The following is a 21704-nucleotide window of genomic DNA, read 5'->3' as shown; positions in this document are numbered from 1 at the left end:
TGGCTAGATTTACGAATCCAGCGCTCTTACGTTTGTCCTTCTTTCCAAGACATCCAACCTCCGCTGTTGTTCGTTTGTCTTGGCTCTGCACGGCCTCTTCTTACTGCTTTCTATGCTCCCACTCCTACGCTCTCGTTTGTTGCTGCCGTTGCTGCTAATGGGCCTGGTGGCTGGCGCACCAGTCAATAGCGCTGCGCAACGGGTGCCTGGCCTGGCCGGCTCCGGCACCCCCATCACTACCCTGGGCACGTTGGTCTTCAAGCTCAAGCCCGAATACCGAGACCAGGCCAAACCGAATGAGATAACGCAGCCTACCCTAGCCGCTACCCTGCGCCGTCTGGGCGCAACCCAGCTGCGGCAGAAGTTTCCGCACGCCCAGGCTCCCAATCCTAAAAAAGCAGAGACCGTAGACTTGCGCTTGGTGTACCAGGTGTGGTTTAGAGAGGATGTTTCTTTGGCGAAAGCCAGCTTGGCGCTCCGCCAAACCGGCACGCTCAGTTACGTAGAGCCACTGTATTACCGCGCCCCACTCTACCAGCCCAACGACCCGCTCGCTGACTCTACCAACGTGGCGGGTGGTTTGTATCACCTCAAAAGCATCCGGGCCTACAAGGCTTGGGACGTGACCAAGGGCGACACCTCCGTGCTCATCGGTATCACGGATACCGGCTTCCGGCTTTCGCACGAGGACCTGAACGGGCAGTGGCAGCGCAACTACCAGGACCCACCCGATGGCGTCGACAACGACAACGACGGTTTCGTGGACAACTTTCGCGGCTGGGACTTCGCCGACAACGACAACAACCCCGCCTCCGACGCTTTCTCGCAGCCCCGGCACGGCGTGCTCACCAGCGGAGCCGCCGCCGCCCGCCCCGACAATGGTCGCGGCCTGGCGGGTGTGGGTTTCAACTGCCGGTTCTTGCCCCTGAAAATTTACCCTAGCACGGCAGCTGGCAGCTTTGCGGGCTATGAGGCTATTGTGTATGCGGCTGACCACGGCTGCAAAGTCATCAACATGTCGTGGGGCGGCGCGGGGGGCCGCTCGCAGTTCGAGCAGGACGTTATCACCTACGCCGCCATAAACCGTGACGTGGTGGTGGTGGCGGCCGGCGGGAACACCAACGCCGAGTTGGACTTCTACCCTGCTTCCTACGACCATGTATTGTCGGTGGGGGCAACGAGGGCCGGGGATGTGAAAGCCGGTTTTGCCACCTACAGCCGCCGTCTCGATTTGGTGGCGCCCGGTAATGACGTCGTAACTGTGTTAGGCGACACCGACTCCGATTACCTTGCCGTCAGCGGCTCGTCGTTTTCGGCGCCGCTGGTAGCGGGGGCGGCGGCGTTAGTACGCACACGGTTTCCGCAGCTGAATGCCGCCCAAGTGCGGGCCCAACTGCGCCGCACCACCGACAACGTGGACACTTTACTCGGCAACGCCGCTTACGCGGGCAAGCTGGGCACGGGCCGTTTGAACGTGTACCGGGCGGTGCGCGCCAACGACCAACGCGCCGTCCGCATCACGCAACGCACGTTCAGCCCTAATAAGGCGGCCTACCAACCCGGCGAAACCATAGCGCTGGCGGTGGGAGTGGAAAACCTGCTCCAGCCAGTGCAGAACCTGACGCTCACGCTTTCCTCGCCGTCGCCTTACCTCACGGTGCAGCAGGCCACGTTTGGCGTGGGCCCGTTGGCTACCTTGGCCCGAACCTCGAACACGGGTACGCCGTTTCGGCTGGCCGTGGCGGCGAGTGTACCGCTTAATACGCGCGCGCTACTTCGCTATCATTTCTCTGACCCTGCCACCGGCTACGAGGAAGATTACTACACGAACCTGCTGCTCAACCCCGACTACGTGGTGCTAAATGCCGGCGACCTGTCTCTCACGCTCACCAGCCGCGGCAATATTGGCTACGACGGCCTGGGTTCCGATTTGGGCGAAGGCGTGAGCTACCGGGGTGGCCCGCCTCTGCTTTACGAAGGCGGCCTGCTGCTGGCCGCCGGTGATGCGCGCGTATCGAGCCGCTTGCGCAACGACCGGAACGGTATTGATTCGGATTTCTTCAGCCTGACGCAGGCCGCCCTCCGCCGCCAGTCGCTCCGGGCCGACCAGGAAGCTGTGGGGGTATTGCAGGATTCGCTGCCCTCGGCCACCCGCAACCGCACGGTGGGCGTGCAGGTGCGCCAGCGCGGCTACGCCTGGGCCCAAGCCCCGCACCGCGACTACGTGATTTTGGAGTATCGACTTAAGAACGTGACGCCCGACACACTGAAGCCACTGTACGCGGGCTTGTTCATGGACTGGGACGTGCTGCCCGAATACGCCCGCAACGTGGTGGCTTGGGACTCGGTGCGCCACCTGAGCTACGCTTACGATAAAGGCGATTCTTCCACGTACGTGGGCCTGAAATGGCTGAACGGCGGCACGGCTACTTGCTATGCCATCAACGTAAATGCGCCGGCGGGTAGCCCAGTACAGCTATCCAACGGTTTCAGCCGCGCCGAAAAACACCTGACGCTCAGCACCGGCACCCGCCAGCGCACCACCGGCCAGCCCACCGGCACCGACATTGCGCACGTGCTCGGCGCCACCCTCCCCCGCCTTGCCCCCGCCGACTCAGCCGTGGTGGCTTTTGCCGTGCTGGCCGCTCCTTCTCTGTCCCAACTCCAAGCCGCCGCCGATGCCGCCCAGACTCGCTACAGCCAAGTACTGCCCGTACGCCTCAGTCTTCCCGCCAGCGCCTGGCAGCTTTACCCAAACCCAGCTTCCGGCAAAGTTCGGGTGGAAGTGCCCGCCAGTTTTGGTGGACAGGAAGTCCGGCTGCTGAACCCACTGGGCCAACTGCTGCGTCGAGCGGTGCTGACTGGCAACGCGGCGGCGCTTGATGTGAGCGGCCTCCCAGCTGGCGTATATGTAGTGCGTGTGCACGGCGCGGCCGGTGAATTGGTGCGTCGCATTGTGGTGCAGTAGCGCAGGCTGCGGCCGGTAAGCGTCACCCAACATTTACCTACGTAAATAAGCCGCACTACCTTGGTAGTGCGGCTTATTTACTTTTCTTTACGCCATGCTAAATGCTTGTCACGTAGCGTAGGCGTCTGAGTCAGGATACTCCAATAGTCACCGCGCTACAACGACGCGGCGCGTGAGCAAACCGGCGGGCGTCGTGACGCGCAATAGGTAGATGCCCTGGCGCACATTGCCCACTGGTACGCTCAGTCGGTTCAAGCCCGCCTTCACTGGCATCTCCGTCTTGGGCACCACCGTGCGGCCCGTCATATCTACCAGCTGCACGTGTAGGGCCTGCGCCTTCACGGCCGTGTACTCAAGCTTGAGTTCTTGGTCCACCGTGGTGGGGTACACTTGCAAGCGCAGTTCCTCGGCCGGTGAGACGGTAGTTAAGGCGCTGCGACCATTTGTACCGTTGGGTCCTAAATCAGTGAAATACCATTTTTGGTTGGGAAATCCTCCGTAGCCCCATTGCTGCACTTTCTCGCCATCAATATCGGATTGGCCGTTGGTTTCCAGGGCTTTTCTACTATAGGAGTTGAGCACTTTGTATTCTCCATTCCCGAGGCTCTCCACCCGCCACTTCTGGTTAGCATAGCCTTCGTAGTTCCATTGCTGGACTTTCTCGCCGTCTATATCAGACTCTCCATTTGTTTCTAAAGCTTTGCCGCTGTAGAAGTTAGTTATCTTGTAGACGTTGCCCGAAGTGATACTTCCACTGCCCCCGCCGCTACTGCCGCCACTTTGCGTGCCGCTCCATTTGAAGGTAGCTACGGCGCCCGCGGGCAGCGTGTAGTCGAAGGCCTGGCTGCCCCATTTCACTTTAAAAGTGTTCTGCGAAGAGCCATTGTTGACGGCAATCAGCACTTTAGAGCCATCGGGGTTCTTGAAGGCCACGTTTTCAATGCCCCCGCTGTAGGAGTTGGACGAAATGCGTACGGCTCCTTGGCGCACAAACTTGCTGGCGTGGCCGAAGCTGTAATATTCCACGTTGCGCGTTACGTTGCCATTGTTGCTGTCGATGGTGAACATGCCGCGGCAGTTGCTACAGCCGCCGTTGGTGGGACCATAGTTCTGGTCGAGGGCCAGGTTCCACATCAACACGCCCTTGGCCCAGTTGCGCGTCGAGCCAATAATGAGATTGGAAAGGTGCCACCGTAAGTCCCCGCCAAAGTCGGAAGGCTCAGTACCAGAGCACTCCGTGAACCAAATATCCTTATCGGGATACGCGTCGTGGGTGGTGCTTTGGTTGCCCACCGAGCCGTTGTAGCAGTGGAAGGCCGAACCGGCCGCGTACCGACGGGCAGCCGCGTCGCTGTACACCTCGTTGGGGTAGTTGGGGTTGTTCCAGTTGTGGTCGTAAACGATGAGCTTGGTATTGATGCCCGCATTGGCGAAGGCCGGCCCGATGTTGTCCTTCAGAAAGCTGGCCTGGCTGGCCGGGTTCATGCTCATCGACGGATAACTGCCGGTGGCAAACTCGGGCTCGTTCTGCAACGTTACCGCGTAAATGGGCAAGCCTTCCGCTTCGAAAGCCTGGATATACTTGACAAAGTAATTGGCGTACACGCCGTGTTTGTCAAGCTCCAAGTAGCTACCGTTGAAGGTGTACTGGTTCTTCATCCAGGCTGGAACCGTCCAGGGCGTGCCCATAATGCGCAGGTTGGAGTTCTTGCTTCGGGCGGCTTGCAGCACCGGAATCAAGTCGGCCCGGTCGGGGTCAATGGAGAAATTATTAAGGCCGAAGTCCGTTTGCCCCTGGGGCACGTCGTTGTAGGTATAGGAATAGGTAGAGAAGTCCGAGGCGCCAATGGTGTGGCGCACTAAGTCCATGTTCAGCCCGCCAGAACCAAACATGTCCGCGAGCAGCGCGTCGCGCTGGCTGGCGTTCATCCGCTGATTGATGAGGTAGGCCGACGAGCCGGTCATGGCCGCGCCAAAGCCATCCATGCTCTGGTAGGTCGTGTTTTCGTCCACCGTAATGATCGTGGGGTTGCTGCCGCTGTCGGGGCCGAAGGAGGGACTGGTCGACTGCTGTTCGAGCAGTTTGCTCCGGTTGCCGTAGGTGAGCCACACGCTCACCGTTTCATTGGCCTGTGTGCCGAAGGCCAGGGCCGTCGGCGCGGGCGGGGTTGCCGGCCGGAAGGCGCTGAGCCCGCAAAGCGTGAGGCTGCCGGCCAAGAGGCCGAGCAGCGGACGAAAATAGTTTTTCATAGGGTTGGTGGAGGTTGGTAGAACAAAAGCTCCAGATGGAGCGGAAAGTCACTTCAGATGAGCTTTTGCAAACACGCCCGCACGTACCGTCCAGCGGCCCCGCTTTGCCAAGCTTCGAGCCTGTTGACCACTATTGCCGTGCAATAGCTCACAAGCAGGTGCGAGGCTACGCGGCTAAGCGTATTCGCGAAACGGCCTGCGTAATAGCGAATGCCTGCCCGCTGGTGTCACAACGTAGTACCTGGCATTATGAACTAATTTTTTTAGCAAAACCTTGTGACATTCTTTGTTACCACTGTGAAACTACTTTCTATATACATGCTATATATCTTCATTAAAAACTCATTAAAACCGCTATATGGCCATTCATAGGTCAAAATTCTATCACTAATATTTTTGGAAAACAGGAAATATCCTTATCTTTGGATATGTCGAAAGTAAAGCTCCCCGTTCCGCCTCCCGTGCAGCAATATGCCCGCTGCGTAGACGCTTCGCGCCGCCCCGCCGACCACGTGGGCGACTGGCCCGAAGCCGGCCGTGTGTATCCCGTTCAGCTACGCCGCAACGCCCGTACCGGCGAGCCCCAGGTGCACGTCTTAGGCTTCTATGCTGAGCGTCCGTACGGGGCCTTCGCCCGCCACCGCTTCGAGACGGTGGCCGAGGTGTGGCTCAATTAGGCTGTTTTCCTCCACCGTTCTTCCCGGCTGTTTCTGTCGCGCCACGCAGAAGCAGCCGGGCTTCTTTTTGCTGGCTGCAAGCCAGTTGAAGCTACTCGCTCTACTGCGCTCCTGCCCTTCTTGCCTACCTCCTCTGCCCGCGCTTCGTCGTCTTAGCTAGAGTTGATGGGCGTTTTTGATGACAGTGTCTGAGCGCAAGTTTGTGCAGGCTCTATGCAGCACAAGGTTTGCTGCTCTATTTGTAATGCCAGAAAATACCCGCGTCGAAAGGCGTCCAGAAAGCGGCTCGTTGGCCGGCGGCTTTCAGTCCTTCGTTGGCCCAGCTGTTGCAGGTGTAGAATAAGTTATAGGTGCGCTTGGCCTCGTAAAACGCGTCATATTGCCCGTAACTGTGGCCCTGAATGTGCAGCACGCGGCTCTGTGCATCGTAGTCGAAACTGTCGCGGATGAAATCAGTCAATAAGCTGTACTGGGCCGGCGACAAGTAGATACGGACGCAGTTGGCGCTTTCGGTGGGCCGGTGGTGGAAGGTGACGTGCATGGCCGACTCGCCCAACCAAAACATAGCCCGAAACGCGGTACTGGCCTTTAGCTCGGCCCAGGTAGGCGTATCGAGGTAAAAGCCTTTGTCGCCCCAGCCAAAACCCACAAACTGCATCGACGAGTCGGCGGCGGGCGTATCGGCGTAGCGAATCTGTTGAGTCCAATCTATTTGCGCGTTGCGCACGGGCACTACCAGGTCGGTGTGAACGCCGTTGGAAAGCACGTATACTTCCACTGCATCAGCGGTGGGTTGGCCGCGCTTGCCCACCGGCACCACCGATAAGCCGACGGCCACCACCATATACAGCGCCACCGCGCCCACAATGCTGCCACCTACGTAAGCGGCTCCTTTAGCTATTTTCTTGATGGTTTTGGGCATGAATGAAGAAGGCCACAGCTGAGTTTTGGCCATAATACGGATACTCGCGCAAAAAGCCGCTTACGGCAGTTCCTACTTGGAAAAATGGGTGTCAGTCTGAGTGAGGCGAGAAGTCTGGGTTCCGCTTAGGTGAGCCCGCCAGATTTCTCGCTCCATTCGGAATGACACTCGCGCGAACCTGAAAACTGCTCTAGGTTCTATATTTGAGCAACTCGCCTTTGTTATGTCTCAGCCCAACGACTCCACGTACAGCATTCCGGCCCCCTACCGGCGGATGGAAAACATGCACATCCTTTTCTGGCTGCTCAAGGATGTTGGTTGGTGCATGATTTGGCGCCCGCTGGGAGTGAGCATGATTTTCCCCACGCTCATCATCGCCATTATCATTACCTGGCGCACCCGCGACATCAAGGCCGAGTTGGCGCACAACTTGGCCATTGTGTTCTGGATTTCGGCCAACTCGTACTGGATGATTAGCGAGTTCTTCGGCTTCGATACGGCGCGAATTTGGGGTAGCCTTACCGGCAAGCATTTGGCTCTAATTCCCTTCTTGACCGGCCTCTTGATTCTGCTTTATTATTACCTCGTGCAGAAGCCCCGCGAGAGCCAAGCTGAGCAAGCTGCTACAGCGTAAGTTCTTCCTGTCGGTTATTTCGCTGCCGTAGCCGCCGAATTCCTAGCGCGGCGCCGGCAGCCAGCAGTAGCACCCAGTCCCTGGGCTCCGACATGCGCCGCTCATCTTCGCCCGCGTCCAGAGCAGTATGGCCATGTAGCATCTGCTCTTGCTTACGGCGCAAAGCGGCCTTCTGGGCCTCGTTTTCGAGCGCTAAATACGCTGTGAGTGGGGTAAGAATGGCGGAGCGGAAGCTGTAGTGAACAAGGCTTCGTTCCACGGAGTCGGTGGTTTCGGGGTGGTGCAGCCGGGCGCGCCATAAGCCCTGTAGCAGCAAGCCAGATTGCCAGTCGCGCTGCCGAATGGCTGCTTCAGCCACAGCCGGGCGCGCAGCGGTCAGCACGAGGTCGGGTTGGCCGTTGGCAGGCAGATAGGCAACGGGCCGCTGCGCGTTAGGCCAAGCCACGACGGAGGCCGCCGTTACGGGCGTCGTCAAGGCGGGTCCAGTGCTAGACGCGGGGTTGGTTTTCAGCGAGTGCGGCACCAACTGTCCGCCTTCGGCTAGCTCATAAAATGTGTCACTTTCGGGATAGGCGTGGCGTAAGTCGGCAAAATTGTCGGGTAGAATGGCCTGCTGAAAATCAGAAGATACAACTACGATAACGGGATACCGGTTCTGGGGCTTCTCAGCGGCTTGCACAAGAATTTGCCGAATGACGCGGTCCAGGTAGAAGCCGCCTTCGTAGCGACTAGCGGCCGGATGGGCCTCGCTTTCCCGGCTGATAGCAGGCAGTGTAGTAACGTAAGTGCCCGCCAAGCTCACCCGAATATCGTCCCCCGATAACCTTAGACGAGTTATCAGCGCATCCATCTGACGCTTGTAACGGATCTGGTGCTGAGCTTTCCCTGCCGACATATCTAGTACAAAGTGATAATAGGGCCGGCGATGCACCACGGGCAACGTGGCTTTTTCGGCGGCGGTCAGGTATCTCACGCCGTTGTCAGACAACGTAGTTGACACTGCCACTGCTGCGGTTGGTGTGGTAGTCTGGCCCAGCGCCACGGTCTGGCTGTCGATGCTGAAGCGCAACGGCTCTTTGTGCAGCAGTTGGATGCCGGTGCGTCGTACTTCACCGGCCGTAAACGGAAACACGCGCAACGCCACTCGGTTGCCGCTTTGGTACTGGAGCAAGCCAGGGTCACGTCTTTCGTTGCGAATCTGTGCGTACACCCAAGCCGCTGCTCTTTTCTCAGCTAGGATGCCCGGCTCCCGGCGGCCGTTGATGTCGAGATAATAGTCGCTGATAAAACAGCCGGCTGGAAGTTCAAAGGAGGTGGCATATTCCGCGGGACTACTGCCAGAATTGCAATTGGTGTTTGTGATGGTAAGATCCAGCCAGCTTACCCAGGCCCGTTGGCGCGCATCGTAGCGGCTGCGAGCAGCCAGCTGCGTGAGTTTGAGTTGGTTGTTGGCTGGCTCGGCAAGAAAGTCGCTTGGTGTGTCGGTAGCGGAGCGGGACGGTGCGGAACCCAGAAACACCTGCTCCAACATTGCTATTTTCCCTTCCGATAAGGTAAGATTGTCGAGTACCAGCCAGTTGAAGTAAGACGACAAATAGGGTGTATGGGCGCCCATAAACGAAGCCCCCTGTCTCTCTTTATGCTGGCGGATTACAGCCAATGTGTGAGCAAGCACCTCGGCATCAAGCGGGCGGTAAGAACGAGCATAATCAGGGGCGTATACGTAGTCGAGGGCGCTGTGCAGCACCGCACGATGGCGGTAATAATCCACTGTAATGCCGAGTGGTAGGATGGCCGCAGCGGCAGCTAACCCTAGGCCCAGCACCCGGCCCGAAAAAACCTCGCGTAGCGCGGCATAATCCTGGGCCAGCTCGCGAACATGCACAATGAACAGCACCAGCGGGGTCAAGAGCAGAAAACCCACGCCTATGGCTGCCACGGCCACTACGGAAATTGGTAGAAACGGTAGAAATACGAGGAAAAAGTACAGGGTATACGAGAGCGTGATGCCACGCCCAAAGTACAGTGCCAACCGCACCAGAGGCTTTGCTGGCGTTGGCAGACACAGCAGCACTGCATTCAGTACGGCCAGCCCGTACCACCACGGCCCATTGAAGTCGCCGAAAACATTACCTGTGCCTAGTCTCCATAAATCGAGACTGCTGCGTGATTCTTCATTATTGATAGCTAGGCCCAGAAGCGGTAACACACCCGCAATCAACAGTTTCCAGGCCCATTGATACCGTACCCACGCCCCTGCCCGCCGTGAGGCCAGAATGTAAACTCCACGGGCCAGAAAAAATAGAAATACCAGCGTACCAGCAATAATCACCACGACCAGCACGTGCCCTCCCACTTTGCTGTTGCCAATTTGCCATAGTGGCATCAGGAGTTGCGAAAATACGTACCAAGCCACCGGCACCGACAGCGCAGCGCCAAGACTAGACAGTGGGCTGTGTTCCTTTTCTTCGGGCGTAAGGCACAAGACTAGCACCGCAGTGGCGTGGGCCAGCGTGGGCATGAGAAAGGTGCCAACGTAAAGAGGCAAGTCGTCTGCCAGCATCCACTGAGGGACGTTGAATGGCAACAGGTCGGGCAGAAAACAGCCGTAGACATACAGAAACGTAATGTATGCCAGCAGCGTCAGCACGGCATACCCTGCTGGAAGCGTGGCCCGGCGACGCCATTGCCAGGTAGCATAGCCGGCGTGCACGCCTCCTAGCACCACTAGCACTCCACCAAACCATTGCCAGAGCTCCTGGCTTTCAGCGGACAGCAGAGTATGGATGACGTTATAAGCAGCGCTGAGCAACGCCAGTAGTATCAGCAGCGGCAGCGTATTCAGTAGCCACAGCCATTTCGGATTAAGCAGAGTGCGCACGGATGATGGAATTTTTGGCGAGAAAAAACAACAACACGAAGTGGCTGGCAACCAGAAAAAACAGATACATCAATGCCCCCTGCGCCTCGTGCAGCCACCCCGGCTGCGGCACACCCATTGGCAGTGCTCGGCTTAGCGTCACTGCTCCCATTATGCGTGAGGCATTGACCACCAATGTGAGCCCAAAGCTGATGACTACCAAGGCCAACGCCGCCAGCACCGGTTGCTGGCCGTGCTTGTGCAAGTAGGTTGCAGTAAGGAGTAGCCAACTCAGCAGCCAGAAGGTCCCTCCGGCGCACGATTTATCAATGACAATGCCCAGACCGGGGTGCACGTAGCCGCGGGCTGGATCGAAGACGGAAGTGGAACTAAGCATGAGCTCCACCAATGCATTAGTTGGCGCCAGCAGGAACCGCACATCGGCGGTAGCCGCTTGGGCATAAAGTAGTTTGGCCGCCATAAAGGCCGCTATTGCCATAGCATAATGCAGCCAGCGAGAAGTGGAAATCATGGGATGAGCCAGGCATGTGCTCTGGTACAGCAAACTTATACCAAAGTACTTTGTGTTTTAAAGTATAAGGGAAATAAAGTTTTGATACCTGCTTTATCAGTTTATGAATCAATTATAATCCGTTACCCTAGCTGCTCAACCAAGCCTACAGCCTGCTCAAAACGATGCGCCCAGGAACCGCTTATCTCGATGAAGGCAACGTTGAATTGCCTCAGTGTCTGGCGGTGCGAATGGTCCAGCTGCTGGCGCTCCGAAACGGGCATCCGGGTGCCGTCCTGCACGAAGGGTACATCAGCGGCGAGGTAGAGATACAAGTCCGCTTGATTTAGAGTGTATATCTCAGCAGGCAACGTCAGCAGCTCGCCCCAGGCAAACTGCGCGTACGATTGCGTGATGTGCACATCGGTATCGATGAACAGCAGCGGCCCGGCGCTTTCCAACGCCCGTGCAATACGGCGGGCGTGTTCCGTGGCCACGGCCAACAGATCGGCGCGACTGAAATCAGTGGAATCGGCTATCAAGTCACGGCCGGCTTCCAGTACGTACGGCGCCCGGAAGTGCGCGGCGAGCTGCTGCGTCAGGGTAGTTTTACCCGTCGATTCAGTACCGAGCAAGACGACTTTGCGAGTAGAGAAAGATGTCATAAGGCTACGGCAAAGCATATGTGGCGCGGACTTCAGTCCGCAGCCGATACCGGCTCCACAACTCGGCTTACGGAGCTGTTTTCGGGTTGGTCTACTAGCTGCCGGCTCTCGTGCCAAAACGAGGTAGGCAGAACGAGGCCACAGCAACAGCAGCATGCTTCGACTAGGCGGGCGGCGGAATCAAGCCTGTTCAGACTGTAACTGTACACCACACAGGTAAGCGCGGTAAGAGTCGTTTCCACTGAACCCAGAACAAACATGATCTGGCTTTGCATCTGGCGCCGGTGTAGGGCCTGCGGGCTGAAGTCCGCGCCACGTTAGAAACTGTATTGCACGTCGAGGTAGGTGTTGAGCGGGGCCTGGGCGAAGTATTTGCGGGTGCCATCGGCTTCCACGTACCCGTGGTTGAAATACTTGGTGTTGCCGAGGTTGTTGCCGAACAGCGAAATCTGCCAGCCGCGGTAGGCGTACTGTACACGCGCATTCAGCAGCGCGTACTTGCCCACGGTGGCCGAGTTGGCAAAATCGATAAAAGAGCGGCTTTGGTAGCGCCCAACTACGGCCAACAGCCAGCGGCCAGCTTGGTAAGCAACCTCTTGGTTGAGGATCAGCGCCGGCGTGAGGATGGGTTTAAACTCTTCCTGCTGTTCCCGAATGCGGCTATAATTGAAAGCGGAATTGTTGGTGAGCGAGAGCCGCGAAGAAAGCTCATACCGCACAGACGCCTCCAACCCGGCACGCAGGCTGCTTTCCACCTTGTTGGTCAGCGCCAGCCCATTTGGCCCGAAATTGCCGTCCAACACAATTTCGTTTTTGAAATCCATGTAGTACGCGTTCAGGTCGAGTTGCAGGCGCTCAGCCTGGTGGCGTATACCCAGCTCCTGGTCCACTACCGACTCGGGTGTTTGGCTGGCTAACAGCGGCTGGCCTTGGTCGTTGGGCAGCAGGTCGTCATTGCCGCCAAATAGGTCGTTGCGAGTAGGTTCGCGGCTGGTCTTCCCGATGCTGTAGTAGAGCGTCGTGTTGTTGGTAGCGGCGAAGCTCAGGCCGGCTTTGGGGTTGAAAAACTGCCAGTTGATGGCGCTGAACGGTACGCTGCCTTCGTAGTCGAACGTGGTGGTGCGCAGCTGGGCATCGGCAAATAGCGTGAGGCGGCGCAGTTGGTATTCCAGCTTGCTGAAGGCGCTGGCGTCTTGCTTGCGGCCGGTGTTGCGGTACAGCTCGCCCAAGGCTTTTTCGCTGCCGAGGTGGCGCCGGTAGTAGGTGCTGGCTTGCGCACCGCTGGTCCAGGTAAGGCGCTGGGTGCGGCGCGTGTAGGTGCTATACGCGCCCAAGTAGCCGGACCGAAAGTCGTAACGGTACAGCTCCGGCGTTGAGGGCAAGCCAAGGAAGTTGTTGAGGTCAAAATCGTAGCCGCCGCGCAGAAAAGAGCCGTACACGCTGGTACTGATTGTCGATTGGGCGCTAGGCTGCCAGGTGTTTTGCAGTTGCACCAAACCTTGCGTGAACTTGTCGTTTTCGGGCCCGTTGGCATTGGCCCGGCGGTTTTCGGCCAGCACGGAGTCGGGCACCCCGAGCCAGGCCAACTCGTTGCGCTGCTGCCCAGCCAGTACGTTCAGCTTCCAGCTGGTTTTATCGTGTAGCAGCCCGCCACTCACAAACACGGAGCGCGAGGTATTGGCCGAGCGGTTCTTGTATCCATCAGAATGCAGCTGCGAGGCCCGCACGTAGAGCGACTTCCCAGCCTGCACGCCGCTAGCATACTCGCCAAACAACCGGTAACTGTTAAATGACCCATACCCGCCGCCAACGGTGGTGCGAGCCGAATCCAGCAGTGAGGGCGAAAACAGCTGCACGCTGCCGCCGTAGCTAGCCGTGCCGTTCTGGCTGGTGCCCACCCCGCGCTGCACCTGCACGCGGCTAACGGAATTGAACAAGTCGGGGTAGTTGGAGAAATACGCGCCTTGGTCTTCGGGCTCATTCAGCGGCATGCCATCCAGCGTGATATTGATGCGGGTTTGGTCGATACCACGCAGCCGGAAATAGGCGTAGCCTTGCGTAGAGCCAGCATCGGAGTAGGCCGTAACGGCGGGCGTCAGCTCCGTTAGCAGAAACGATGGCTCCTGGCCTACACTGCGAGCTTGAAGGGCCGCGCCGTTGAGGTTCTGAAACGTAACGGGCGTCAGTCTTTCAGCTTGATAGGTTATCAGCACTTCGGGCAAGGCGCGACGCGTAGTATCGGGCGAAGGCGCAGCTGTTTGCGCTTGCGCAATGGCCGCGGGGAATAAAAGCGCCGTTGCGCCCCAAGCTCTTGAGTTCATTGAATTGACTACCTATTGCCGTGAAGCACGGCAGCGCGAAGGTAAGTTATTGAAGAGCTTCGAACAGGCTTTAGCAACCACGATTCAGGCTATCAACCTAGAATAGTACTTGCGGGGAGAGTAGATGTCAACTGGCTTCGCGCTAATTCGTTTCTATTTCCTCCCTGGCGGTGCCTCGTTGGCTGGCCCTTCATGGCGCGAAGACTACGCCAATGTTAGCTTCTCTGCTGCGGGCTGTGGCGCGGTCTTGCTCCATTTACGCAGCAGCAGGTGCGTCGGGATGTAGGCTACGATCAGCAATGTCAACATCCAGACCACGAGGTAGATGGGGCCGGGCATCCAGGTTTGCGGCTTGGCATCATCAAAGCCAAACACGTAGTTGATGTTCACGGGAATCTTGGGGTCGGGCATCACGGCACCGGCGGGCGGCAGCAGGAAGTACGCTATCAGGCACAGACCCCAGGCCACGCCAGTCCAGGCCCACAAGGCGCGGCGGTCGTAGCCGAGGCGCTTCACCAGAAACACGAGGAGGAAAGGCAGCCAGCCGTGGAAAAACGATAGTCCGCGCAGGAAGAGCGAGCGGTTGGCATCGAACATGTACGAGGTCATGCCCACGAGGCGGACACCGAGCAATTCGCCCACGAAATCGGCGCACCACAGCAGTTGCGGAAGCAGAATACCCACTGCGGCCATTGACGCGGGTAAAGCGCGCTCTGTCCAAAGGCTGATGAGGCAGAGTAGCAGCGAGATGTCACAGAAATAGAGGAAGTTACTGGGTCCGTAGTTGTACCAGTAGACGGGCACCATCACGGCAAGAAAAGCAGTGAATAGAATTTTCAACCCAAGTGGCAGGAGCGGACGGGAGCTAATCATGCGTATGATAAGTAAGGAAAAGAGAAAGTCGGACGACCGAGCTGGCGTACTCGTCAGCAAGTATAGCACTCTCACGCCGGCTCCCCCAGCGAAAAGAGTAACTCAAGGACTTTCTATAAAAAGATAAAATATGCCTTAAACCCTTAAATAAGGGGTTTTCTAAACTTGTAATTAGACTTTATGACTTTGATTTTAAAGACTAGAATTCTGCAATTTTCATCTTTAAGTGCTCCTCGATACACGCCCTAATGACTGCTCCGCGTCACGCACCGCTCTCCGTTCAGGTGGCATCGGTACTTCCATCAACAAAGAGCCGGCCGTTGAGAAACGGCCGGTACTCATTCCTGGATAAGTTGTTACTACGGTCAATATTTAAAGCAAATTGCTTTACTTACGTAGCAACTACGCCTACTTCCTCAACCCCATACCCATGACACCCGCCCCCATCAAACTGTCCGAGAAGTTTGCTTTGTTCGATGACTATTGGAACCCGCGTATCATCGGGGAAATGAACGGGCAGCATATCAAAATCGCCAAAATCAATGGGGAGTTTGTATGGCACAGCCACGCCGACGAAGACGAGTTGTTCGTGGTGGTGCAGGGCCGGTTACTGATGGATTTTCGGGACCGAACCGTAACGGTGGAGCCGGGTGAGTTGCTGCTCGTACCGCGCGGCACCGAGCACCGCCCCCACACCGAAGCAGAAACTTGGATTATGATGATAGAGCCCACCTCCACCCTCAACACCGGCAACGCTGCCGAGAGTGAGCGGACGCGCCGGGAGTTGGAGGTATTATAAGTAGCAACCGTGCCAGGGAATGTGGCCGGTGCTTTTGCGCACTTTCTATTGCCAGTTCTTCACCTCAATTTCCACTTTCACATCCTCACTTGGCGCCAGCTTGGGCACTAGGGCGTGGTAAGTGACATTGGGCGCTTCGGCAGTGGCATTTTGCTGGAACACGACTCGCAGCGAGGACTGCTTGGTTTGGCAGTCTCGCTGCAAAGTGTACGTGATACCCGAATTTCCACTGGGCAGCCCCTTTTTCCCAATTAATAGGTCGTAGGTGGTGAAGTCGATCTGCGGTTGGCAATTGCCAGTCACCAGCCTATTGAAATCTGCTTGGGACCGAATGATAGTATGAGTTTCTGAGAGCCTAATATCAAGCTGACGCCTGGTGTCGGGGCAACCGTATTCACCTTCTAGGCTTTTGACGAGCAACGCAGGCTCCACGCAAGGATCTTCCGAATCAATGCACGTGGTGACACAACCGCTCATCAGATTCATTATTACCACTGAGCCGGCAAAAGTGAAGAGCTTTTTCATAGGGAAGAAAGTAGAGAGGAGTCTTCAATATCTACCAGAGCCTGCAGAGCATTGCCGGGTTGCATTTGCGACCTTAACTCCATAAAAAAGCCGCTTCCTGGTTAGGAAGCGGCTTTCTTAGGTCTGAATGATACTGAATTATCTCTGCGAAAGCTGAGCCTCACCGGACTCTTTCAACCGAATCAGGTTTAGGGCCGAGCCGGCTTTGAACCACTCGATCTGGCCTTCGTTGTACGTGTGGTTTACGGTGATGAGGTCCGTGTCGCCGTCGGCGTGGTGCAGGCGCACTTGCAGCGGTTTGCCGGGCGCAAACTCCGTGAGGCCGAGGATGTCGATGGTATCATCTTCCTCAATCAAGTCGTAGTCGGCCTTGTTGGCGAAGGTGAGAGCCAGCATGCCTTGCTTCTTGAGGTTGGTTTCGTGGATACGAGCGAAGCTCTTCACCAAGATGGCGCGCACGCCCAAATGGCGGGGCTCCATAGCCGCGTGCTCGCGCGAAGAACCTTCGCCGTAGTTTTCATCGCCTACCACCACCGAGCCTACGCCCTGCGCTTTGTAGTTGCGGGCCACGGCGGGCACTGGCGAGTACGGCGTGCCTTGCGTGAGGGCATCCTTCACCGAGTTGGCCTCGCCATTGAAGGCATTGGTGGCCCCGATGAGCATGTTGTTGGAGATATTGTCGAGGTGGCCACGGTACTTCAGCCACGGGCCGGCCATCGAAATATGGTCGGTGGTGCACTTGCCCTGGGCCTTGATGAGCAGCCGCAAGCCTTTCAGATCTACGCCTTCCCACGGCCGGAATGGGTCGAGCAGTTGCAGACGGTCGGAGGCGGGGTCCACTAGTACTTGCACGCCCGAGCCTTCGGCGGCGGGAGCTTGGTAGCCGGCATCTTCTACGGCGTAGCCCTGCGGCGGCGTTTCGAGGCCGTGCGGCTCATCGAGCTTCACTTGCTGGCCGTTTTTGGTGGTCAGCGTGTCGGTGAGCGGGTTGAAGGTTAGGTCACCAGCAATGGCGAAGGCCGTCACGATTTCGGGCGAGGCCACGAAGGCGTGCGTGTTCGGGTTGCCGTCGTTGCGCTTGGCGAAGTTGCGGTTGAAGCTCGTGATGATGGAGTTCTTGCGCTTGGGGTCGTCGGTGTGGCGGGCCCACTGTCCGATGCACGGCCCGCAGGCGTTGGCCAGCACCACGCCGCCCATCTGGGCAAACGTGTCGAGCAAACCGTCGCGCTCCACAGTGTAGCGCACCAGCTCCGAGCCGGGCGTCACGGTGAATTCGGCATTCACGGTCAGGCCCTTCTGTACAGCCTGCTCGGCAATGGATGCAGCGCGGGTAATGTCCTCGTAGCTGGAGTTGGTGCAGGAGCCAATTAAGCCTACTTCCAGCTTCTCGGGCCAGCCATGCTCGCGCACGGCGGCGGCAAACTGCGAAATCGGCCAGGCCGCGTCCGGCGTGAAGGGGCCGTTTACGTGCGGCTCCAGCTCCGAAAGGTTGATTTCGATAAGCTGGTCGTAGAATGCCTCGGGGTCAGCGTACACTTCCTCGTCGGCGCGCAGGTATTGACGGACGCCATCGGCTAGGTTAGCTATTTCGGCCCGCTCGGTACCGCGTAGGTACTCACCCATCTTGTCGTCGTAGCTGAACACCGACGTGGTAGCGCCAATTTCGGCGCCCATGTTGCAAATCGTGGCCTTACCGGTGCACGAGAGGCTTTCAGCACCTTCGCCGAAGTATTCCACGATGGCGCCGGTGCCGCCTTTCACGGTCAGGATGCCAGCTACTTTCAGAATTACGTCTTTGGGTGCCGTCCAGCCAGAAAGCTTGCCGGTCAGCTTCACGCCAATGACTTTCGGGAACTTCAGTTCCCAGGCCATGCCCGACATTACGTCCACGGCGTCGGCACCGCCCACGCCAATGGCAATCATACCCAACCCGCCCGCATTGGGAGTATGGGAGTCGGTGCCAATCATCATGCCGCCGGGGAAGGCATAGTTTTCGAGCACCACTTGGTGAATGATACCGGCGCCGGGCTTCCAGAAGCCGATGCCGTATTTATTGGAAACCGAAGCTAGGAAGTCGTACACTTCCTTGTTTTCGGAGTTAGCAATGGCCAAATCCTGGTCGGCGCCTTCTTTAGCTTGAATAAGGTGGTCGCAGTGCACGGTGCTGGGTACGGCTACCTTGGCTTTGCCAGCCTGCATAAACTGGAGCAACGCCATCTGAGCTGTGGCATCTTGCATAGCCACACGGTCGGGCGCGAAGTCGACGTAGGAAACGCCCCGCTCAAATGCCCGCGAAACAGAGCCGCCGTACAGGTGAGCGTACAGGATTTTTTCCGTCAGGGTGAGCGGGCGGCCAACGGCGGTACGGGCGGCTTCAATGCGAGAGCCCATGCCAGCGTACACGGCCTTGATCATTTCTAAGTCAAACGCCATAATGCGAAAGGGAAAAAGTGGAGAGAACGTGCCTATGGAAGACAGGTACGCAAATATAGGTAGCGGGTGGGGCCCTACCCAAAATTTGTGCGGATGTGGCGCGAGGCTAGCGTACGGGCTCTTTTAAACCACAACCATTGTTTTGCGCACCCTGAAGTACGGCCTATACGGGAAGCAGAAGCTGTGCGCTACCTTCGCAGCCTTAGTTATCAAACCAACTCGCTCGGTCCGTAGTTTAGGGCCGACTCAACTTCTAACTTTTTTTCTATGCCCGCTGCCTTCTCGTTTCGCAAGGTCATAGCCGGAGCCGGACTCGCGCTGGCCGCGGTAGCCTGCCAGTCCAATTCCACTTCTTCTGAAACCAGCAGCCGCGACCTACTACCCGAAGCCGATGCCAGCGGCCTGCCGCCCGGCCTCAAGCCCGGCCCCTGGCATGGCGTGCTCTCGGCCCAAGGCCAGGAAATCCCGTTTCTGTTCGACGTAAGCACCGCTGACAATAATCAAAAGCCTACCGTCACGTTGCGCAATGGCGAGGAACGCCTCACGCTCGACGAAATCACGTCGGCCGGCGACTCTACCACCATCCGCCTGGGCGTGTTTGATGCCGCGTTGGTAGTGCGGGCCAATGGCGCCAACAAGATGAAAGGTGCCTGGGTGAAGTATGATGGCAAGGAGCCGTACCGGGTGCCGTTTACGGCCACCCGGGGAGAGAAGACGCTGTTTCCTGTTTCCTCCGCCTCTAATCCTCTCTCGTTCAACGGCACGTGGAGCGTCACGTTCAAGGGCGACGATGGCAAACCATACCCGGCCGTGGGCATCTTCAAACAAACCGGCCACGACGTTACGGGCACTTTCCTAACATCTACCGGCGACTACCGCTACTTGGCTGGGCAGGTGAATGGCAACACGCTCAAGTTGTCGACTTTCGATGGGAGCCACGGCTTCCTGTTCACGGCTACTCGCGCCACCGACACAAATTCCGTCACCCTCAACGGCGACTTCTACAGTGGCAAAAGCGGCCACGAAACCTGGACGGGCAAGCCCGACCCGAACGCCAAACTGCCCGATGCCAACGCCCTCACCGGAATGAAGCCCGGCCAGAAACGCCTCGACTTCAAGTTCCCGAGCATCTACGAAGGCGGCAGCATTTCCCCCTCCGACCCCAAGTACAAGGGCAAAATAGTGGTGGTACAGATACTCGGCTCGTGGTGCCCCAATTGCATGGACGAAACCAACTTTCTGGTGCCTTGGTACGAGAAGAACAAGTTGCGTGGCGTCGAAATCATTGGGCTAGGCTACGAGCGTACATCTGACCAAAAGCTGGCCGCGCAGAAGCTGCTCAAGATGAAGCAGCGCATGAACATAACCTACGACCTGGCCGTGGCAGGCGTAGCCAACAAGGATTCGGCCAGCAAATCGTTGCCGCAGCTGGCGCAGGTGTTGGCCTTCCCCACCACCATCTTCCTCGACCGAAAAGGCGAAGTGCGTAAGATTCATACCGGCTACTCCGGCCCCGGCACGGGCAAGTATTATCAGCAAGAAGTAGCCGAATTCAACCAAACTATAAACCAGCTGCTGAAAGAGTAATCTTGACCACAGTTGGCCCAACAAAAGCGGCTCCTCATTTCAGATGAGGAGCCGCTTTTGTTGGTTTCGCTCGGTGCAAGGCATTTTGTTGATGAAGATCGGTTTATGCCTTGACTTCTGGGCTTTACTGTACACTCTAGCGCAGACGCAAACGGAGTTGAAAGTCGCCTTTCGGGCGTAGGGTGATGAGCGGCTGCGTGGGCACTGGCGGCTGTCCGACTACCAGTTCCACCTCGAAGTGGCGTAGTAGTTCCAGCGTAACGAGCTGCATTTCGGTGAGGGCAAACTGCATCCCGATGCACAGACGCGGCCCCCCGCCAAACGGGACGTAGGCGGCTGGCGTCCGGGGTCCATTTCCGGGTGCGAAACGCGTCGGCAGGAATTCGTGAGGCTTTTCCCAATGGTTGGGGGTGCGGTGCAAACCGTAAATATAGAGCGAAAACAACGTGCCTTTCGGGATGGGTAATCCATCATATTCATCGTCGGCGAGGGCTACTCGGTCCATCATCCAGGCCGGTGGATAGAGGCGCATGGCTTCTTGCACAGCTTGCAGCGCGTGGCCCAGGCGTGGTAGTTCCTCGAAAGCAAAGGACGCTCCAAGGCTTGGATCAGCTTGGCGGGCGGCTAGCACCGCGGCGGTTTCAGCCCGAATAGCCGCGGCTTCCGCTGGGTGCTGGGCCAGTAGGTATAGCAGCCAGGTGAGGGCATTGGCGCTGGTTTCGTGGCCGGCAATGAGCAGAATCAGCGCTTCGTCGAGCACCCGTTCGGTGGTCATGGGCTCGCCGGTGTCTTCGTAGCGCACGTCGAGCAGCATTTGCAGCAGGTCATCGGGTGGCGCGGGGGCTCCGGGAGTTTCGTTTGCGCGGCGGCGCTCGGCAATGTAGGTGCCCAAGAGCGTGCGCAACTCGGCCGTGAGGTGGTCGTGGTAGCGGAACTGCCCTCGGAGGCGGAACCACGGGGTCAAGTACGGCTGGCGAATAGTGCGCACGTAAAACGCCTGGATCTCGGTTATCAACGCTGCCACGCGGTCTAGCTCGGCCGTCGCAAACGCGGTGCTAAACACCGACCGCGCAATGATGCGAAACGTGAGCTGGGTCATTAGCTCATGGATAGCTATCGTGACAACGCCTCCGTTAGCGGCGGCTTGCGCCGTTAGAGGAGCTAACGTTTCGGTTATGATTTCCTGCATCAGCCCGGTGAGGCCTGCCACCCGTTGCCGGTGAAAACCGGGCTGAATGAGCCGCCGCTGCCGCAGCCAATCGGCGCCTTCGTTGGTGAGCAGGCCCCGGCCTATGTAGCGCGCAAAGTCCTGAGTGAACTTCGATTTGGCGTAGTTGCGGTGATTCTTTTGCAGAATGTGCTGAATTAGGCCTGGGTCCTGCGTGAGAATGGACTTCTGCACGCCCCCCACATACAGCTGCACCGTGTCGCCGAAACGGGCCAACGTGGTGTCGAGAACGGGCAGCGGGTCCTGGGCCAACGCCACGGAGCGGAGCACCGATTGCCAGCGCGGCACCTGGGGCAAACGCGTGGGTGCGGAGACGGAAGAATCAGCCATGAAAAAGAATGTATTGGTACTACTGTGCCTAAAAGTAAGCTCCACTCTCACACGCTGTAGCGCGGCTGGACTCATCTTTTTCGAGAGGTCCTCGTAAACCTAGCAAGGCTCACGCCCTTAT

General features: G+C 57.8%; 15 protein-coding genes. 5 read left to right on the top strand and 10 right to left on the bottom strand.

Annotated elements, in window-relative coordinates; all coding sequences use genetic code 11:
- Positions 1-112 precede the first annotated feature (112 nt).
- Complete coding sequence (locus ACYSMN_RS21620) at positions 113-2968, top strand: S8 family peptidase (protein WP_488926002.1); 2856 nt, start codon at positions 113-115, stop codon at positions 2966-2968.
- Positions 2969-3115: 147 nt separating this feature from the next.
- Here ACYSMN_RS21620 and ACYSMN_RS21615 read toward each other — a convergent pair whose 3' ends face one another.
- A complete protein-coding gene (locus ACYSMN_RS21615; protein ID WP_488926001.1) occupies positions 3116-5218 on the bottom strand; it encodes an RICIN domain-containing protein in 2103 nt (700 codons plus the stop codon).
- 428 nt (positions 5219-5646) lie between these two features.
- On the opposite strand from ACYSMN_RS21615, the gene ACYSMN_RS21610 reads away from it, so the two are divergent.
- A complete protein-coding gene (locus tag ACYSMN_RS21610; protein ID WP_488926000.1) occupies positions 5647-5895 on the top strand; it encodes a hypothetical protein in 249 nt (82 codons plus the stop codon).
- 235 nt (positions 5896-6130) lie between these two features.
- Here the strand turns inward: ACYSMN_RS21610 and ACYSMN_RS21605 are convergent, their stop codons facing one another.
- On the bottom strand, positions 6131-6817 hold the full coding sequence (locus tag ACYSMN_RS21605; RefSeq protein ID WP_488925999.1) for a TIGR02117 family protein: 687 nt from the start codon (positions 6815-6817) through the stop codon (positions 6131-6133).
- Positions 6818-7040: 223 nt separating this feature from the next.
- Here ACYSMN_RS21605 and ACYSMN_RS21600 point away from each other — a divergent pair, with 223 nt between their 5' ends.
- On the top strand, positions 7041-7451 hold the full coding sequence (locus ACYSMN_RS21600; protein ID WP_488925998.1) for a hypothetical protein: 411 nt from the start codon (positions 7041-7043) through the stop codon (positions 7449-7451).
- Here ACYSMN_RS21600 and ACYSMN_RS21595 read toward each other — a convergent pair.
- The 5 genes from ACYSMN_RS21595 to ACYSMN_RS21575 form a co-directional block, all read right to left on the bottom strand.
- Positions 7441-10332, bottom strand: a complete 2892-nt coding sequence (locus ACYSMN_RS21595; RefSeq protein ID WP_488925997.1) for an MSEP-CTERM sorting domain-containing protein — start codon at positions 10330-10332, stop codon at positions 7441-7443. The genes ACYSMN_RS21600 and ACYSMN_RS21595 overlap by 11 nt on opposite strands.
- Complete coding sequence (gene xrtK, locus ACYSMN_RS21590) at positions 10316-10843, bottom strand: exosortase K (RefSeq protein ID WP_488925996.1); 528 nt, start codon at positions 10841-10843, stop codon at positions 10316-10318. The genes ACYSMN_RS21595 and xrtK overlap by 17 nt, the downstream gene beginning before the upstream one ends.
- 122 nt (positions 10844-10965) lie before the next feature.
- Positions 10966-11487 carry an AAA family ATPase gene (locus ACYSMN_RS21585; RefSeq protein WP_488925995.1) on the bottom strand — a complete coding sequence of 174 codons (522 nt, stop codon included), beginning with the start codon at positions 11485-11487 and terminating at the stop codon, positions 10966-10968.
- A 317-nt stretch (positions 11488-11804) separates the two neighbouring features.
- Complete coding sequence (locus ACYSMN_RS21580; protein ID WP_488925994.1) at positions 11805-13808, bottom strand: TonB-dependent receptor; 2004 nt, start codon at positions 13806-13808, stop codon at positions 11805-11807.
- A 204-nt stretch (positions 13809-14012) separates the two neighbouring features.
- Positions 14013-14681: a membrane-associated protein gene (locus tag ACYSMN_RS21575; protein ID WP_488925993.1), complete on the bottom strand. Its 669-nt coding sequence runs from the start codon at positions 14679-14681 to the stop codon at positions 14013-14015.
- A 382-nt stretch (positions 14682-15063) separates the two neighbouring features.
- Between ACYSMN_RS21575 and ACYSMN_RS21570 the strand changes: the two genes are divergently transcribed.
- Positions 15064-15480: a cupin domain-containing protein gene (locus ACYSMN_RS21570; protein ID WP_488925992.1), complete on the top strand. Its 417-nt coding sequence runs from the start codon at positions 15064-15066 to the stop codon at positions 15478-15480.
- Between the two features lie 45 nt (positions 15481-15525).
- On the opposite strand, the gene ACYSMN_RS21565 is transcribed toward ACYSMN_RS21570, so the two are convergent.
- Both ACYSMN_RS21565 and ACYSMN_RS21560 read right to left on the bottom strand, forming a co-directional pair.
- Positions 15526-16005 carry a hypothetical protein gene (locus tag ACYSMN_RS21565; RefSeq protein ID WP_488925991.1) on the bottom strand — a complete coding sequence of 160 codons (480 nt, stop codon included), beginning with the start codon at positions 16003-16005 and terminating at the stop codon, positions 15526-15528.
- A 138-nt stretch (positions 16006-16143) separates the two neighbouring features.
- Positions 16144-18438 carry an aconitate hydratase gene (locus ACYSMN_RS21560; protein WP_488925990.1) on the bottom strand — a complete coding sequence of 765 codons (2295 nt, stop codon included), beginning with the start codon at positions 18436-18438 and terminating at the stop codon, positions 16144-16146.
- Between the two features lie 267 nt (positions 18439-18705).
- Here ACYSMN_RS21560 and ACYSMN_RS21555 point away from each other — a divergent pair, with 267 nt between their 5' ends.
- Positions 18706-20025 carry a TlpA disulfide reductase family protein gene (locus ACYSMN_RS21555; RefSeq protein WP_488925989.1) on the top strand — a complete coding sequence of 440 codons (1320 nt, stop codon included), beginning with the start codon at positions 18706-18708 and terminating at the stop codon, positions 20023-20025.
- Between the two features lie 136 nt (positions 20026-20161).
- On the opposite strand, the gene ACYSMN_RS21550 is transcribed toward ACYSMN_RS21555, so the two are convergent.
- Complete coding sequence (locus ACYSMN_RS21550) at positions 20162-21583, bottom strand: cytochrome P450 (protein ID WP_488925988.1); 1422 nt, start codon at positions 21581-21583, stop codon at positions 20162-20164.
- Between the last annotated feature and the right edge of the window lie 121 nt (positions 21584-21704).

Source organism: Hymenobacter sp. M1-2, assembly GCF_057808495.1.
This window is presented reverse-complemented; position numbering and strand designations above follow the sequence as displayed.

What these genes read in the sequence shown, in the direction of transcription:
- ACYSMN_RS21620 (WP_488926002.1), top strand. Translation starts at nt 113, where the DNA reads ATGCTCCCACTCCTACGCTCTCGTTTGTTGCTGCCGTTGCTGCTAATG.
- ACYSMN_RS21615 (WP_488926001.1), bottom strand. Translation starts at nt 5,218, where the DNA reads ATGAAAAACTATTTTCGTCCGCTGCTCGGCCTCTTGGCCGGCAGCCTC.
- ACYSMN_RS21610 (WP_488926000.1), top strand. Translation starts at nt 5,647, where the DNA reads ATGTCGAAAGTAAAGCTCCCCGTTCCGCCTCCCGTGCAGCAATATGCC.
- ACYSMN_RS21605 (WP_488925999.1), bottom strand. Translation starts at nt 6,817, where the DNA reads ATGCCCAAAACCATCAAGAAAATAGCTAAAGGAGCCGCTTACGTAGGT.
- ACYSMN_RS21600 (WP_488925998.1), top strand. Translation starts at nt 7,041, where the DNA reads ATGTCTCAGCCCAACGACTCCACGTACAGCATTCCGGCCCCCTACCGG.
- xrtK (WP_488925996.1), bottom strand. Translation starts at nt 10,843, where the DNA reads ATGATTTCCACTTCTCGCTGGCTGCATTATGCTATGGCAATAGCGGCC.
- ACYSMN_RS21585 (WP_488925995.1), bottom strand. Translation starts at nt 11,487, where the DNA reads ATGACATCTTTCTCTACTCGCAAAGTCGTCTTGCTCGGTACTGAATCG.
- ACYSMN_RS21580 (WP_488925994.1), bottom strand. Translation starts at nt 13,808, where the DNA reads ATGAACTCAAGAGCTTGGGGCGCAACGGCGCTTTTATTCCCCGCGGCC.
- ACYSMN_RS21575 (WP_488925993.1), bottom strand. Translation starts at nt 14,681, where the DNA reads ATGATTAGCTCCCGTCCGCTCCTGCCACTTGGGTTGAAAATTCTATTC.
- ACYSMN_RS21565 (WP_488925991.1), bottom strand. Translation starts at nt 16,005, where the DNA reads ATGAAAAAGCTCTTCACTTTTGCCGGCTCAGTGGTAATAATGAATCTG.
- ACYSMN_RS21560 (WP_488925990.1), bottom strand. Translation starts at nt 18,438, where the DNA reads ATGGCGTTTGACTTAGAAATGATCAAGGCCGTGTACGCTGGCATGGGC.
- ACYSMN_RS21555 (WP_488925989.1), top strand. Translation starts at nt 18,706, where the DNA reads ATGCCCGCTGCCTTCTCGTTTCGCAAGGTCATAGCCGGAGCCGGACTC.
- ACYSMN_RS21550 (WP_488925988.1), bottom strand. Translation starts at nt 21,583, where the DNA reads ATGGCTGATTCTTCCGTCTCCGCACCCACGCGTTTGCCCCAGGTGCCG.